Genomic DNA, 14,166 nt, shown 5'->3' with positions numbered 1-14,166 from the left:
CGCCGCCACGTCAGGAGGGAGGCGCGACCGGGGCGGGGGCGAGGTGGAAGATCTCGGCGAACCGGTCCAGGAGGGCGGGGTCGCCGGTGACACGGACGGCTCCGCTCGCGATCGCCTCGCCGGGGCCGATCTCCCCGGTCATCAGACGCCTGAGCTCGGCCCCCGTCTCCAGGACGAGATCGGCCCCGGCCAGGGGCCCCTCACCGGCCTGGAGGACGCCGTCGTCGACGCGGGCGTGGATGACGACCTCGCCCAGGCGCAGCTCGTAACTCGTCCGCGTGCCGCGGGCCGCCTCGGCCCCGAAGCCGGAGCGAAGGGCCATGATCAGTGAGTCGGACGTGACGATGTCCTCGGGGCCGGGCTCGCCCAGGGTCCTCGCGCCCCAGCGGCCGAGCCGGAGGACGATGTCGTCGAGCTCGCGGCCGTACTCGGTGAGCTCGTAGACGACCGAGGCCGCTGGGCGCGGCAGGACGCGGCGGCGGACGACGCCGGCGTATTCGAGCTCCCTGAGACGGCTGGAGAGGATGTTCGTCGGGATCCTCGGCAGACCCCGGCGCAGGTCGGTGAAGCGCCTGGGCCCCACGAGGAGACCCCGGACGATGAGGAGCGCCCAGCGCTCGCCGATGAGTTCGAGAGCATGGGAGAGCCCGCAGAACTGTCCATAACTACGACCGGCCATGCTCTTTATATTAGCTTTTCATTCTTTTGTTAGAACTAAGTTCATTCTAACAACTAGTTGATTGCATAAAACAACTGCAAGCACCTGGGCCACCTACTTGACCTTCGGGGCGTTCGTGATCGACGGCACCGTCGAGAGCCCTCCATCAGAGAGCGGAGCGGAGCGTGCGGCCCGGGTCCGTTCCGCCCAGCGGACGGCCGGTCCCATCGCGAAACCGGCCCCCAGGAACAGCCCGCCCAGCAGGAGCCAGCCCGGTGTCCCCCAGGTGACGATCAACGTGGTGAGCAGCAGGGGGCCGAGCATCCTCGCGACCGACGCGCCCGTGCCGAAGAAACCCTGGTACTGGCCCTGCCGGTCGGGTGGAGCCAGGTCGAACCCGATCTCCCAGGCACCGGAGGCCTGCAGCATCTCACCGAACACCTGCAGGCAGGCGGCCACGAGCAGGACGACTCCGGCGACCCATGCCGAGGATCCGGCCGCCGACAGCGCGAACGCCGCGCACGAGGCGAGCATCACCACGCCCGCCTGCCGTACGGACCGGGAGGCGGTGGTCAGGTCCCGCACCCTCCGGGCCACGCGCACCTGGAAGAACACGACGCTCAGGGTGTTGAGCACCAGCAGCGCCGAGACCGTCCAGGTCGGAGCCTCGGTCCGCTGCACGATCCACAGGGGGATCACCAGGCTGAGGAGAGGCATGTTCAGCAGCGTGATCATGTTGAGGAAGGAGACCAGCGCGTACGGCCTGTCCCGGAGGACCTCCAGCGCCGGCCGGCCGGGAGCGGCAGCCGGAGAGGGTGGCATCGCCGGAAGGCGGAGCAGGACGAGGGCCGACAGCAGGAAGCTCACCGCGTCCATCGCGAGGACCGCCAGATACGCCTCCTCGGTGTCGAAGCTCAGCGCCGCCCCGCCGAGTGCCGCGCCGATCGCCAGCCCGGCGTTCACCGTCGCCTGCAGGTAGGACCGGATCTCGGTCCGCCGCGCCCGGTCCACGAGCCCCGCGAGCAACGCCTGCCGGGCGGCGGAGAGTCCGCACTGGCAGCTCGCGTAGAGACAGGCGACCACGACGAACAGGGCGAAGGACCTGACGAACAGGAACGAGCCGACCGCCGATCCGGTGGCGACGGCCAGCAGCACCGCCGTACCCCGGGGTCCCCGCCGGTCGGCGAGATGCCCGAGCGGGACCCCCGCCACGGATCCGACGGCCCAGCCGAGGGTCAGGCCGAAGCCGATCTGGGTCGGGGAGAGCCCCACGATCCGGATGAAGTACAGCGCCGAACACACGTAGTACGCGCCGTCGCCGATGGAGTTGGTCAACTGCGCCAGGGCGAGGGTCCGGGGCGGCCCGGAGAACGGAATGATCCGGCTGAACATGGAGCTCCTTGGTCATCTCCGCGATGAGGCGGGGGGACGAACGGCGGAGGCGGTGCGGGTCTCCGGGGAGTTCGCGCATGCCGTACGGAGACCGGCCGAGGTCGTGGCGAACACGGTGCGGGGCCTCTGGGCGTTCGTGCATGCCGTACGGAGACCGGCCGAGGTCGGCGGCGAACGCGGTGCGGGGCGTCCGCGCATTCCGTACGGAGGTCGGCGGCGGACGCGACCTCGTTGCCCTCTCCTGCCTGCTCCGTTGCCCGATCCGAGCGGTCTGGAGATCACTTTAGAAGGCTGATTGGTCTCGCAGAAGGTCCAATAGTTGGCAAAGCACCCAGACCAATAAGATGGCCGGGTGGACTTTCATGTGAGTCTCACGGAGCGCGGCGACCTGACGGCCAGGATCTACCGGCAGCTCCTGGACGCCATACTCGACGGCCGCCTGCGATCGGGAGAGCGCCTGCCTCCCACGCGTGAGCTGGCACAACGACTCGACGTGTCACGCACCACGGTGACCGTCGCCTACGAACGGCTCACCGCCGAGGGTTTCCTCGTCGGCCAGGTGGGTGCCGGCACCTTCGTCTGCGCCGAACCCCTCAACCGCACGCGTCCCCGGAACGCGCCCCCGGGCAGCGGCGTGCGCCCCCGCCGCCTCTGGCAGTCCATCGCCGCCGCGTCCGCTCCGGGCTCCGGATCGGACGCACCGGGCTCCGGACCGGTCCCGCCGCCGATCTACGACTTCAGGGTGGGCGTCCCCGACGCGCGGCTGTTCCCGCTCGAGACGTGGCGCAGGATCGTCGCCCGCGAGCTCCGCCCGGCGCTGGTGTACTCCGCCATCTACGAAGCTCCCCCGGGTCACGCGGGTCTGAGGGAGGCCATCGCCCGCTACATCGGGATCTCCCGTTCGGTGCGCGCGAACGCCGACGACGTGCTCGTCACCCAGGGGGCGCAGCAGGCACTCGACATCATCGGCCGCGTCCTGATCGAGCCGGGCGGCTGCGTGGCGGTCGAGGAACCCGGCTACCACCCGGCACGGCTCCTGTTCGAGTCGCTGGGCGCGCGGGTCACCGGTGTCCCCGTCGACGCCGAGGGACTGGTCGTCTCCGCGATCCCCCAGCACGCCCGCCTCGTCTACGTCACCCCCTCCCACCAGTTTCCGCTGGGCACGCCGATGTCCCTCGGCCGCCGTACCGCGCTGCTCGAATGGGCGGAACGGCGCGGCGCCGTGGTGATCGAGGACGACTACGACAGCGAGTTCCGCTTCGAGGACCGCCCGCTCGAACCCCTCCAGAGCCTGGACCGCAGCGGACACGTCATCTACGTCGGGTCCTTCTCCAAGACGATGCTGCCGATGCTGCGGCTGGGCTTCCTGGTGGCCCCGGCCTCGCTGCAACCCGCCCTGCGCAGCGCCAAGCGGCTCACCGACTGGTACAGCGAGATCCCCACCCAGGCGGCGCTGGCCCGGTTCATCGACGAGGGGCTGCTCGCACGGCACATCCGCAAGGCGACACGCGAGTACGCGATCCGCCACGGACAGATCCTCACGACCCTCCGGCGGGACTTCACCGACTGGCTGGAGCCGGTGCCCTCCGCCGCGGGCCTGCATCTCTGCGCCCGCCTGATCCCGGGCGCGGGAGTCGACATGGACCGCGTGACGGCCCTCGCGCGGGAGGCGGGGATCGCCGTCGAGAGCCTCGCCACCTTCTGCGGCGAGGCCCCGGCGCAGCAGGGAGTCGTGATCGGCTACGGCGCGATCCCGCCGGAGAGGATCGAGCCGGGTCTGCGGCGGCTCGCGGAGATCTTCCGCGCCGCCAGGAGCCCGCAGGACGCGTAGGGCACTTCGGCGAGGCGGAACGGCTCCGGGCCTGGCGGGTGGGCCTGGCGGGGGCGACACTCGCGCCGGGCCCTTGGCCCCCGCCCGGCTAGCGGGCCTGCTCCAGCAGCTTCTCGGTCCCGACGAGGCGCACGCAGGTGGCCAGACCCGTGATGGCGAGCTCGACCTCGTCCAGCTCGGGGTAGGTGGGAGCGATGCGGATGGTGCTGTCGCGGGGGTCGTTCCCGTACGGGTGGGTGGCGCCCGCGGGGGTCAGGGCGATGCCCGCTCCGGCCGCCCGGCTCACCACCTCGCGGGCGCATCCCTCCAGCACGTCGAGGCTGATGAAGTAGCCGCCCGCGGGGTTGGACCAGGACGCCAGTCCGGTGCCGCCCAGCTCCTTGGTGAGGATCGTCTCCACCGCGTCGAACTTCGGCCGGATCAGCTCACGGTGGTGGCGCATGTGCTCGGCGAGGCCGTCCTCGTCGCGGAGGAACTCCACGTGACGGAGATGGTTGATCTTGTCCGGGCCGATGGTGCGCTTGGCGGTGTATCCGAGCAGCCAGGCCACGTTGGCCGCGGACGAGCCGAAGAAGGCGACGCCCCCACCGGCAAAAGTGATCTTCGAGGTGGAGCCGAAGACAAAGGCGCGGTCGGGATTGCCGTTCTCCTCGCACAGCGCCAGGAGGTCGGCGATCTCCGCCGGCGTGTCCGTGAGGTGGTGTACGGCGTAGGCGTTGTCCCAGAAGATCCGGAAATCCGGGGCGGCGACAGGCATGGCCGCCAGACGCCGCACGGTCTCGTCGCCGTAGGAGACACCGCTGGGGTTGCTGTACTTGGGCACGCACCAGATCCCCTTGATCTGGGGGTCCTCAAGCGCGAGGCGCTCCACGACGTCCATGTCGGGACCCTCGTCGGTCATCGGCACCGGGATCAGCTCGATGCCGAACCGCTCGCACAGGGCGAAGTGACGGTCGTATCCGGGGACCGGGCAGAGAAAAGCGATCCGCGGCTCGTCCGCCCAGCGGCGCTCGGCCCCCGGAAGCCTGCCGAGCATCGCGTGGACGATGGAGTCGTGCATGAGCGAGAGGCTGGAGTTACCGGCGGCGACCAGCTGGGCGACGGGAACCTGGAGCGAGCCGCTGAAGATCGCCCGAAGCTCGGAAAGCCCCTGGAGACCTCCGTAGTTGCGGCAGTCGGTGCCGTCCGCGGCCTTGTGACCGCTGGGAAGGGTCAGCATGCGGGAGGCGAGATCGAGCTGGCGCGCCGACGGCTTGCCCCGCGTGAGGTCAAGGGAGAGACCGCGCCGGACGAGTGCCTCGTAGTCGCGCAGGGCGTCGTCCCGCTGGGCGATCAGTTCGTCGAGGGTCAGGACCGGAGGGGCCTGAAAGGCCGAAGATGACACGGAAGTTCCTTCGCCTGCTGGTCGGAAGTCTGCTTCGAACGGTATTCAAAGGATAGAAGACCTCGCCGCCCAGCCGGAAACCGGACCGTACCCGGATCGCGTCCGGCCCGCACCCGGGACCTTACTCAGGCCGTTGCCCGGGAATCGACCATGGGTGGAAAACGCCCCATAGGATTCCCCATATGGCTGAGGTCATGGTTCGCGACGGGACCTGGACGTTCGACGGCGAGATTCTGCGGATCGTGCCCGGCCGTAACCGGAGCGTGAAGAAGCTGCGGCAGTTGCTGGGCGAGGTGGCGGTGCCGCTGGAGGCGGTGGCCGGCATCGCCTACGAACCGGGCAAGAAGGGCGGACGGCTGCGCCTGCGCCTGCGGGAGGGCGCCGACCCGTTCACCCAGGCCACGCGCGGGCGGATCGCCGAAACCGCCGACCCCTACCAGCTCACCATCGACGCCGGCCGTACGGGCGCCGCCGAATACCTCGTCGACGAGGTGCGCAACGCCCTGGTGATCGAGCGGGTGCCGGAAGGCCCCTGTGACCGCTATCTGCTGCCGGGCCCGGCGCTCCCGCTGACGGTGCCCGGGGGCGACGGCACCGCGACGTTCGACGGCGAGTGGATCCGCATCGAGTGGAACTGGATGGCGGAGGAGGTCAAGAAGTCGACCGGTCCCCAGCGATTCGCGCTGAAGGACCTGATCGGCCTGGAATGGATCCCGAACGCCGGCCTGGAGAACGGCCACCTCCGGTTCCACCTCAGAGGCTCCGAACACAAGATGGCTCCCAAGCACAACCCGCACTGCCTGGTCCTGTGGGGGATGGACAAGGAGACCCGCACGACCGCGCTGCTCGTCACCGCCATCTTCGTCCGGCTGCCCCATCCCTCCGCGCCTTCGGACTCCCGCCTCTCCCTGGAAGCGGCCCCGCCGCCGGCCCCCGCCGGAGACGACGACCCGGACGCGCTCCTGCGCCGCCTGCGCGAGCTCGGCGACCTGCACAGGAACGGCGTCCTGACCGATGAGGAGTTCACCGTCACCAAGCAGGCACTGCTCCGGCGCTTCTAGCGGCCCGCGCGGGTGCTCTCCGGAGCGCGAATCCCCGCGCCTGACGGAGGGGGTCACCTCCGGGATTCACGCCGGAGATCCGGTCACCGTGCACCCGGAGATCCGGTCAACGGCACTGGGTGAGCATGACGGCCTTGTCGGCCCGGGTGACCGGCAGGTTGTATTTCAGGGCAACCTGAGCGAAGCGAACGACGTAGGCGCAGCGGACCCGGCGCACCGGCGGGAGCCACGAGGCGGGGCCGGAGCCGCCTTTGGCCTCGTTGGCGTCGCCGTACACCGGCAGCAGGTTGAGCGGGTCGTTGGCGATGCGCATCCGCTTGGACATCGGCCAGCGGGAGGCGCCCATCCGCCATTCGTATGACAGTGGGACCACGTGGTCGACCTGGATCTCGTCGGAGTTCTTCTTGCTCCACTGGACGACCCTGCCCGTGTAGGGGTCGCGCAGCTTCATCGAGACGACCACGCAGTTCGATCCCCGGCGGTATCGCACGTTCTCGCCGTCGCGGGCGAGCAGGTCGTTCCGGGTGCCGCAGCCGTTGCGCGCGTACGGCACGCCCTTCGCCGTGTCCGCCCAGTTCTCGCCGAACCGGGCCCGGCTGTAACCCGCCTTGGTTCCCATGCTCCCGACCCGCAGCTTCTTGATCAGTCTGACCGCCGCGCCTCTGTCACCCGCCGATCCGAGCGGAGCCAGTCCGGGCCGCACACCGTCCGGGTTGTCGAGCGGCGCGGCGCGGGCGGCGCCCTGAGCCTTCGGTGAGCCGGTGTCTCCCTGGGACGCCAACGAGAAGAGCACCGCCGCGCCCAGCACCACAATGAACACGTCTCGCGTGCTCACCCAGCCTCCATAGGGGGGTCGACAGGCTCGGATATGACTAATTCCCGGAAAATCATTGGTTGACACGGGCGCACCGACCGACGATCACGCCGCGAGACCTCCACCGTCCCAGCTGTCTCAACGGCCCGACCGGCTCTGCGGTGATCCGGGCCGGACCCGGCGATGACGCCGCGAGACCTCCACCGTCCCAGCCGTCTCAACGGCCCGAACGGCTCTGCGGTGATCAGGGCTGGAACCGGCGGTGGCGCCGCAATCTCCACCGTCCCAACGACCCGAGCGGTTCGGCGATCAGGGCTGGAAGCGGTATCCCATTCCCGGCTCGGTCAGGAGGTGGACCGGATGGCCGGGGTCGGGTTCGAGCTTGCGGCGGAGCTGGGCCAGATACTGGCGAAGGTAGTTGGTCTCCTTGAGATAGCCGGTTCCCCAGACATCGTTTAGCAACTGACGCTGGGTGATCAGCTTTCCGGGGTTGCGGACCAGGATCTCCAGGAGACGCCACTCGGTCGGCGTGAGCCGTACCCCGCCGGAAACCGTCTTGCCGACCAGGTCGATCACGTGGTCTCCGATGGAGATCTGGGCGAGCTCGGACTCGTGCACGGCGGTCCGGCGGGACACCGCGCGGATGCGGGCGAGCAGCTCGTCGATGCCGAACGGCTTGGTCACGTAGTCGTCGGCCCCGGCGTCCAGGGCTTCCACCTTGTCCTGGCTGCCCACCCGGCCGGACAGGACGATGATCGGTATGGCCGTCCAGCCGCGCAGGCCGTGGATGACGTCCACGCCCTGCATGTCCGGCAGTCCGAGGTCGAGGACGACCAGGTCGGGATGCCAGTCGGCGGCCTGGCGGAGCGCCGATCCCCCGTCCGGGGCGACCGCCACCTCGTAGTGGCGCGCGGCCAGGTTGATCCTCAGCGCCCGGAGGATCTGCGGCTCGTCGTCGACGACGAGAATTCGCGTCATTGTGAGGTCTCAGAGGTCTTAGGCGCCTCATCCGCCGATACGGGAGGAGGACCGCCACCCGCGCCGGCCTCACCCGACGACACGTGAGGACCGCCTATGCCGGTCTCACCCGAGGGCGCGGCGGAGCCACCACCCACGCCGGTCTCACCCGATGGTGTGGGGGAGCCACCACCCACGCCGGTCTCATCCGACGGCGCGGCGGAGCCGTCGCCCACGTCGGTCTCACCCGAGGACACGGGGGAGCCATCGCCTACGCCGGTCCCACCCAAGAGTGCGTGAGCGGCAGGTGAGGAGATGGGCAGTGTCAGGGTCATGGTGAGACCTCCCCCTGGTGTCTCTTCGGGTGTGAGGGTACCGCCCATCGCCTCCGCGAGTCCCCGGGAGAGGGCGAGGCCGAGGCCGACACCGGTGTGGTTGTCACGATCACCGAGCCGCTGGAACGGCAGGAACACCTTGTCGTGCGCCTCCGCCGGGATGCCCGGGCCACGATCGACGACCCGGATCTCCACGTGGTCGCCGTGCGAGCTCGCGGTGACCAGCACCTTGCCGTCGGCCGGGTTGTACCGCACGGCGTTGGACATGAGGTTAGCCAGGATCCGCTCCAGCAACGCCGGATCGGCGAGGACCTCGGGCAGTTCGACCGAGACGTCACCCTCGACCCGGTCCCCCATCGGGCCGAGGTCGTCCATCGCACGCGGGACGACCTCCTCAAGCGCCGTCGGCTGGAGCATCAGCCCGAGCACCCCGGCCTGCAGGCGGCTCATGTCGAGAAGGTTGGCGACCAGCCGATCGAGCTTGACCAGGGATTCGTCGGCGGTGGCGAGCAGTTCCTCCCGATCCCGGGGCGACCAGTCGACATCGGTGGTGCGCAGGCTCTCCACGGCCGCCATGGCCGAGGCGAGCGGGGTGCGCAGGTCGTGGCTGACGGCGGCGAGCAGCGCGGTGCGCATCCTGTCGGTCTCGGCCAGCGGCCCGACCTGATCGGCCTCCTGCTTCAGCCTCTCCTGGCGCAGCGCCACGGCCGCCTCGGCGGCGAAAGCCTCCAGCACCCGCCGATCGGACGCGTCGAGCAGGCGTCCGCAGGCGGCGAGCACCAGACTCTCGTCGATGATCACGTCCGTGTCGGCCTTACCGGGACAGGTGCACGGGGAGCCGCCCGCGGTGGCGACGATCCGCCAGGCCTGCGGCTCCGACCGGTCGTCGGGGCCGTGCTCGCCCGCCCGCTCCAGCAGCGTCACCGAGTCGAGCCCGAAGGTCTCCCTGAGCCGGGCCAGCAGGGACGGCAGCGCCGCCTCCCCGCGCAGAACATGGCCCGCCAGGGTGGACAGCACCTCGGCGTCCGCACTCGCCCGGGCCGCCTCCCTCGTACGGCGAGCGGCCAGGTCGACCACGGCGCTGACCATCACGGCGACCAGCACGTAGACGCTCAACGCGAAGACGTTCTCCGGTTCGGTCACGGTCAGGGAGTGCAGGGGCGGGGTGAAGAACCAGTTGAGCAGGACAAAACTGACGACTGCCGCCGTGATCGCCGCCCACATGCCACCCACCAGTGCCACGCAGACGACCATCAGCAGGAACAGCAGGATCTCGCTGGGCAGCGTCATGACGTGCCGGATCTGGACGAGCGCGGCGGTGAGCAGCGGGATGCCGAGCAGCGCCATCAGCCAGCCCGCCACCCGGCGGGTGACCGTGAGCGCCGCCCGTGACCGGTTCCGGGTGATCCCCTTGCTGACCTCCTCATGATTGATCATGTGGACGTCGATGGACCCGGACATCGTGGTCGCCGTGACCCCGACGCCCCGGGAGAAGAGCTGGGCGAACCGGCCGCGCCGGGACGCGCCCAGCACGAGCTGGGTGGCGTTGACCCCCCGGGCGAAGTCGAGCAGCGCCCGAGGGACGTCGTCGCCGACGACCTGGTGATAGGTGCCGCCCAGTTCTTCCACCAGGGTCCGCTGTCTGGCCATGTTCGCCGGATCGGCGCTGGTCAGGCCGTCGGATCTGGTGACGTGGACGGCGAGCAGATCGGCGCCCTTGGTCCTGTCCGCGACCCTGGCGGCCCGCCGGATGAGCGTGTCTCCCTCGGGACCGCCGGTCAGCGCGACGACGACCCGCTCGCGGGCCTCCCACGTCCCGGCGATGCCGTGGTCGGCGCGGTAGCGGTCGAGCTGATCGTCGACCTTCCCCGCCAGCCACAGGAGCGCGAGTTCCCGCAATGCGGTCAGGTTCCCGATCCGGAAGTAGTTGGAGAGGGCGGCGTCCACCTTCTCCGGCGCGTACACGTTGCCGTGGGCCATCCTGCGACGCAGCGCCTCGGGCGACATGTCGACCAACTCGACCTGGTCGGCCCGCCGGACGACCTCATCGGGCACGGTCTCGCGCTGCGGCACCCCGGTGATCGCCTCGACGACGTCGTTGAGCGACTCCAGATGCTGGATGTTGACCGTGGAGACGACGTCGATCCCGGCGTCGAGGATCTCCTCGACGTCCTGCCAGCGCTTCTTGTTCCTCGCCCCCGGCACGTTGGTGTGCGCCAGCTCATCGATCAACGCCACCCTCGGCCTGCGTGCGATGACCGCGTCCACGTCCAGCTCCGTGAAAACGGCGTCTCGATAGATCATGGACTGCCGGGGAACCGTCTCCAGGTCCTTGAGCAGCTCGGCCGTGCGGGGCCGGCCGTGGGTCTCCACCAGGCCCACGACCACGTCGGTGCCACGGTCCCGACGCCGGCGGCCCTCGTTGAGCATCGCGAAGGTCTTGCCGACACCGGGGGCCGCCCCCAGATAGATCCGCAGCCGCCCACGCGCGGTGCTCACCTGGTCACCCCGCTCCGAAACCATGGCGTTCATCTTTCGCGTTCCGCAGCGTCCCCCTGGTCGCTCCGCTCCGGGGTCGCGGCGCGAACCGCTCGTACCTCACGTTCCACACCGCGGTCACCCCCCGTCGAGGGCCGGTTCGAGCTCCAGCGCGTTGGCGGCTGGTATGCCCATAAGCCCAGGGTATGACCTCTGTTCTTCTCGGTCAGAGCCAGTTCCGCTTCTTGAACGCCCGGTAGAGCAGAACGGTCCCCAGGACTATCAAGATTGTGGACGTCCAGAAGCCGATGGGGTGCTCCGCGCCCGGGTAGGGCACGTTCTGCCCGTAGAAACCGGTGATCAGGGTGGGTACCGCGATGATGGCCGCCCAGCTCGTGATCTTCTTCATGATGTCGTTGAGCTTGAAGCCCTGCTGGTTCATGTGAGCCTCGCGGACGTTTCCCACCAGTTCCCGCAGGGAGTCGGACCACTCGGCGGTGCGCAGCGCGTGGTCGTACACATCCTGGTAGTAAGGGACCAGCTGGGGCTCCAGCACTTCCTCGCTCCTGCGGAGCAGGCTGCCCACGATCTCGCGCATCGGCACCGCCAGCCGCCGGAACCGCACCAGTTTCTTGCGCATCCGGAACGTCTGCCGCTGGATGTGCTCCTGGTCGCCCGGATTCCCGTCGAAGAGATCGTCCTCCAGTGCCTCGATCCGGTCGTCCAGCGTCTGCAGCACCTCGAAGTAGCCGTCCACCACGTAGTCGAGCAGGCCGTGCAGCAGGTACGGCACTCCGTACTTGGCCATCTCGGGGTTGGCGTCCCAGCGTCTGATCACCTCGTCGATGTCGAAGGTGGGGCTCTCCCTGACGGTGACCAGGGCGTTCTTGGTCACGAAGATCGATATTTCGATGAGTTCGAGCTCGGCGTCCGTCGGCTCCGCGGCGTGGACGCCGTCGGACCTGGCCTCCATCAGCTTCGCGCCGTAGACGCTGAGGAACAGGTGGCTCTCGTAGGTGTCCAGCTTGGGACGCTGGTGGCTGTGAAGCGCGTCCTCGACGGCCAGCGCGTGCAGGCCGAGCTCCTCGCTGATCTTCCCCAGGTCCTCACGCGTGGGCGAGCAGAGGTCGAACCACACAACGGCGGCTGGATCGCCGACGTAGTCGGACACGTCGGCGATGGGGAAGCCCTCGGACTCGAGGACACCCTTGCGGTAAAGGCGGGTGCGCTCCATGACCGCCAACAGTAGCCGTGCGATGCGAAGCCTGAAATTTCCCCCAGGTTCAGGATTGCCACTCTCCCGAGAGCCGGGCCGAGGCGGCTTCTATGCCGCGGAGGCAGCCGAGTCGACAGGAACAAGAGGGACATCCGGAGCGACGGCAGAAGAGACCCTCGAAGCCGCAGAGCCGGGGAAGGCGTCGGAGACACTCAGGATCACATCACGAGAGGCATGCGACGCTGTGGAAGCGGAGAACGCCCCGGAGCCACCCGAGACCACGTCCCGAGAGGCACCCGCCTCCGGAGCCGCGAGGAGGCGCCGGATGTGCTGGACGGCGGTACGGCCCGCACGGTTGGCCCCGATCGTGCTGGCGGACGGGCCGTACCCGACCAGATGGACGCGGGGGTCCAGAACGGCCCGGGTGTCCTCGACCCGGATGCCGCCGCCGGGCTCGCGCAGGTGCAGCGGGGCAAGGTGGTTGATGACCGGGCGGAAACCGGTGGCCCACAGGATCACATCGGCCTTGACCAGACGGCCGTCGTCCCAGGCGACGCCCTCGGGGACGATCCGGTCGAACATCGGCAGCCGGTCCAGGATCCCGGCCGCCATGGCCGCCTTCACCGCCGGGTTCACCGGATAGCCGGTGGAGGCCCCGATGACGCTTCCCGGTGGCAGCCCCGCGCGAACGCGGGCGTCCACCCTGGCGACGGTCTCGCGGCCGGCTTCCTCGTTGAAGACCCCCTCCTTGAAGACGGGAGGGCGCCGGGTGACCCAGGTGGTCGTGGTGATCTCCGCGATCTCCATCAGAAGCTGGATGCCCGAGGCTCCGGCGCCGACCACCACCACGTGCTTGCCCGCGAACTCCTCCCGGCTGGTGTAGTCGGCGGTGTGGAGCTGCCGTCCGAGAAAAGACTCCTGGCCCGGGTATCGCGGCCAGAACGGGCGGTCCCAGGTGCCGGTGGCGTTGATCAGCGCACGGGCCGACCACTCTCCGGCCGAGGTCTCCACCAGCAGCCGCCCGTCCTGCCCCTCCCTCACGGACCGCACCCCGACCGGGCGGCGCACGGGCAGGTCGAAGGCCCGCTCGTAGGCGGCGAAGTATTCGGAGACGACCTCCGAGGACGGCCGGGTCGTGTCGGCGACGCCCAGCGGCAGCCCCGGCAGGTCGTGTACGCGATGCGTGGCGCCGAGGGTGAGGGACGGCCAGCGGAACTGCCAGGCACCGCCGGGACGTGGAGAGCGGTCGAGCACCACGAAGTCCAGCCCGGACCTGCTGAGAAAGTAGGCGCTGGAGAGGCCGGCCTGCCCCGCCCCGATGACCACGACGTCGATGTTCGCCACGTTTCCTGGCAACTATCGGCGCCCGATGAATAATCCCGCGTCTACAGGGCAGCAGCGACTATCACAACATAAGCAGCCTGAGCGAGGTCACATGATAGTACTGGGACTTCTCTTGATCGTCCTCGCGGGAGCAACCGTGATCGCGGTCTCCTGGGACGAGACGGCGGCGTCAACCGCCACCGCATCGTTCACGATCTTCGATCGTACGGTCCAGCTCTCTCAGCTGGAGCTCTTCTTCGCCGGTGTCGCCGTGGGAGCCGTTTTCCTGCTCGGCCTGATGATCATGTTCGCCGGGATGCGCCGTTCCTCCGCGAAGCGCCGCCAGCTCCGTTCCTCCCGTTCGGAGGCGCGTGACCGCGTCGCCCGACTGGAGGAGGAGAAGCGGGAGCTGGAGCGCAAGCTCGACGAGACCCCGGAGGTCGTCCCCGCGACCGCCGCGGCCCCCGTGGTCGACCGCGATCACGACGGCGTCGACGATCGCGTCGAGGCGACGGCGCCCCACCCCCACGTCGAGGCGCCCAGCCAGCCCGCCACCGACGAGCTCGTGGCCGGTCGCCGCGGGCCTCTGAGCAACCGCCGATAACCGCAGACGGTCCCGGGCACATCCGGGTAACCGCTGCAGACGCACATCGTTCGCTCTGCCTTTCCGCCGGTACGGCATGCATGCCGTACCGGCGGAGCCATGTCCGCACGAAG

11 protein-coding genes are annotated in these 14,166 nt (G+C 69.5%); 3 read left to right on the top strand and 8 right to left on the bottom strand.

The annotated features are described in order from the left end of the window. Positions 1-10: 10 nt before the first annotated feature. Positions 11-679 (bottom strand): winged helix-turn-helix transcriptional regulator, encoded by a 669-nt coding sequence (locus CHC08_RS33145; RefSeq protein ID WP_089211327.1) that lies wholly within the window; start codon positions 677-679, stop codon positions 11-13. 93 nt (positions 680-772) lie between these two features. After that, positions 773-2,050: an MFS transporter gene (locus tag CHC08_RS33140; protein ID WP_089211326.1), complete on the bottom strand. Its 1,278-nt coding sequence runs from the start codon at positions 2,048-2,050 to the stop codon at positions 773-775. Between the two features lie 352 nt (positions 2,051-2,402). Here CHC08_RS33140 and pdxR point away from each other — a divergent pair, with 352 nt between their 5' ends. Next, on the top strand, positions 2,403-3,881 hold the full coding sequence (gene pdxR / locus CHC08_RS33135) for a MocR-like pyridoxine biosynthesis transcription factor PdxR (RefSeq protein WP_089211325.1): 1,479 nt from the start codon (positions 2,403-2,405) through the stop codon (positions 3,879-3,881). Between the two features lie 88 nt (positions 3,882-3,969). Here the strand turns inward: pdxR and CHC08_RS33130 are convergent, their stop codons facing one another. After that, entirely contained in the window at positions 3,970-5,232 is a 1,263-nt protein-coding gene (locus tag CHC08_RS33130; RefSeq protein ID WP_089211363.1) for an aspartate aminotransferase type Ic, read from the bottom strand. Between the two features lie 215 nt (positions 5,233-5,447). On the opposite strand from CHC08_RS33130, the gene CHC08_RS33125 reads away from it, so the two are divergent. Continuing rightward, positions 5,448-6,326, top strand: a complete 879-nt coding sequence (locus CHC08_RS33125) for a DUF4429 domain-containing protein (protein WP_179282347.1) — start codon at positions 5,448-5,450, stop codon at positions 6,324-6,326. Positions 6,327-6,432: 106 nt separating this feature from the next. Here the strand turns inward: CHC08_RS33125 and CHC08_RS33120 are convergent, their stop codons facing one another. The 5 genes from CHC08_RS33120 to CHC08_RS33100 form a co-directional block, all read right to left on the bottom strand. Next, positions 6,433-7,161, bottom strand: a complete 729-nt coding sequence (locus CHC08_RS33120; RefSeq protein WP_089211324.1) for an HNH endonuclease family protein — start codon at positions 7,159-7,161, stop codon at positions 6,433-6,435. 288 nt (positions 7,162-7,449) lie between these two features. Beyond that, the gene (locus CHC08_RS33115) at positions 7,450-8,118 is read right to left on the bottom strand and encodes a response regulator (RefSeq protein ID WP_089211323.1); all 669 of its coding nucleotides are present in this window, start codon (positions 8,116-8,118) and stop codon (positions 7,450-7,452) included. After that, positions 8,115-10,955, bottom strand: coding sequence for a DUF4118 domain-containing protein (locus tag CHC08_RS33110; protein ID WP_420823595.1), 2,841 nt, complete (start codon positions 10,953-10,955; stop codon positions 8,115-8,117). Before CHC08_RS33110 ends, CHC08_RS33115 begins: the two co-directional genes overlap by 4 nt. A gap of 181 nt (positions 10,956-11,136) precedes the next feature. Then, the gene (locus CHC08_RS33105; protein WP_089211361.1) at positions 11,137-12,144 is read right to left on the bottom strand and encodes a magnesium transporter CorA family protein; all 1,008 of its coding nucleotides are present in this window, start codon (positions 12,142-12,144) and stop codon (positions 11,137-11,139) included. Positions 12,145-12,234: 90 nt separating this feature from the next. Continuing rightward, positions 12,235-13,470, bottom strand: a complete 1,236-nt coding sequence (locus CHC08_RS33100) for an FAD-dependent oxidoreductase (protein WP_245878707.1) — start codon at positions 13,468-13,470, stop codon at positions 12,235-12,237. A gap of 91 nt (positions 13,471-13,561) precedes the next feature. Here CHC08_RS33100 and CHC08_RS33095 point away from each other — a divergent pair, with 91 nt between their 5' ends. Next, complete coding sequence (locus tag CHC08_RS33095; RefSeq protein ID WP_143653432.1) at positions 13,562-14,053, top strand: hypothetical protein; 492 nt, start codon at positions 13,562-13,564, stop codon at positions 14,051-14,053. Positions 14,054-14,166: the final 113 nt, after the last annotated feature.

It is taken from the genome of Streptosporangium subroseum, from assembly GCF_900188345.1.
Classification (GTDB): domain Bacteria; phylum Actinomycetota; class Actinomycetes; order Streptosporangiales; family Streptosporangiaceae; genus Streptosporangium; species Streptosporangium subroseum.
The sequence above is the reverse complement of the archived record's forward strand: the minus strand, read 5'-3'. Positions and strand labels throughout refer to the sequence as shown.

Coding starts and splice junctions, on each gene's coding strand:
- CHC08_RS33145 (WP_089211327.1), bottom strand. CDS start 679: ATGGCCGGTCGTAGTTATGGACAGTTCTGCGGGCTCTCCCATGCTCTC.
- CHC08_RS33105 (WP_089211361.1), bottom strand. CDS start 12,144: ATGGAGCGCACCCGCCTTTACCGCAAGGGTGTCCTCGAGTCCGAGGGC.
- CHC08_RS33095 (WP_143653432.1), top strand. CDS start 13,562: ATGATAGTACTGGGACTTCTCTTGATCGTCCTCGCGGGAGCAACCGTG.
- CHC08_RS33140 (WP_089211326.1), bottom strand. CDS start 2,050: ATGTTCAGCCGGATCATTCCGTTCTCCGGGCCGCCCCGGACCCTCGCC.
- CHC08_RS33125 (WP_179282347.1), top strand. CDS start 5,448: ATGGCTGAGGTCATGGTTCGCGACGGGACCTGGACGTTCGACGGCGAG.
- CHC08_RS33115 (WP_089211323.1), bottom strand. CDS start 8,118: ATGACGCGAATTCTCGTCGTCGACGACGAGCCGCAGATCCTCCGGGCG.
- CHC08_RS33110 (WP_420823595.1), bottom strand. CDS start 10,955: ATGGTTTCGGAGCGGGGTGACCAGGTGAGCACCGCGCGTGGGCGGCTG.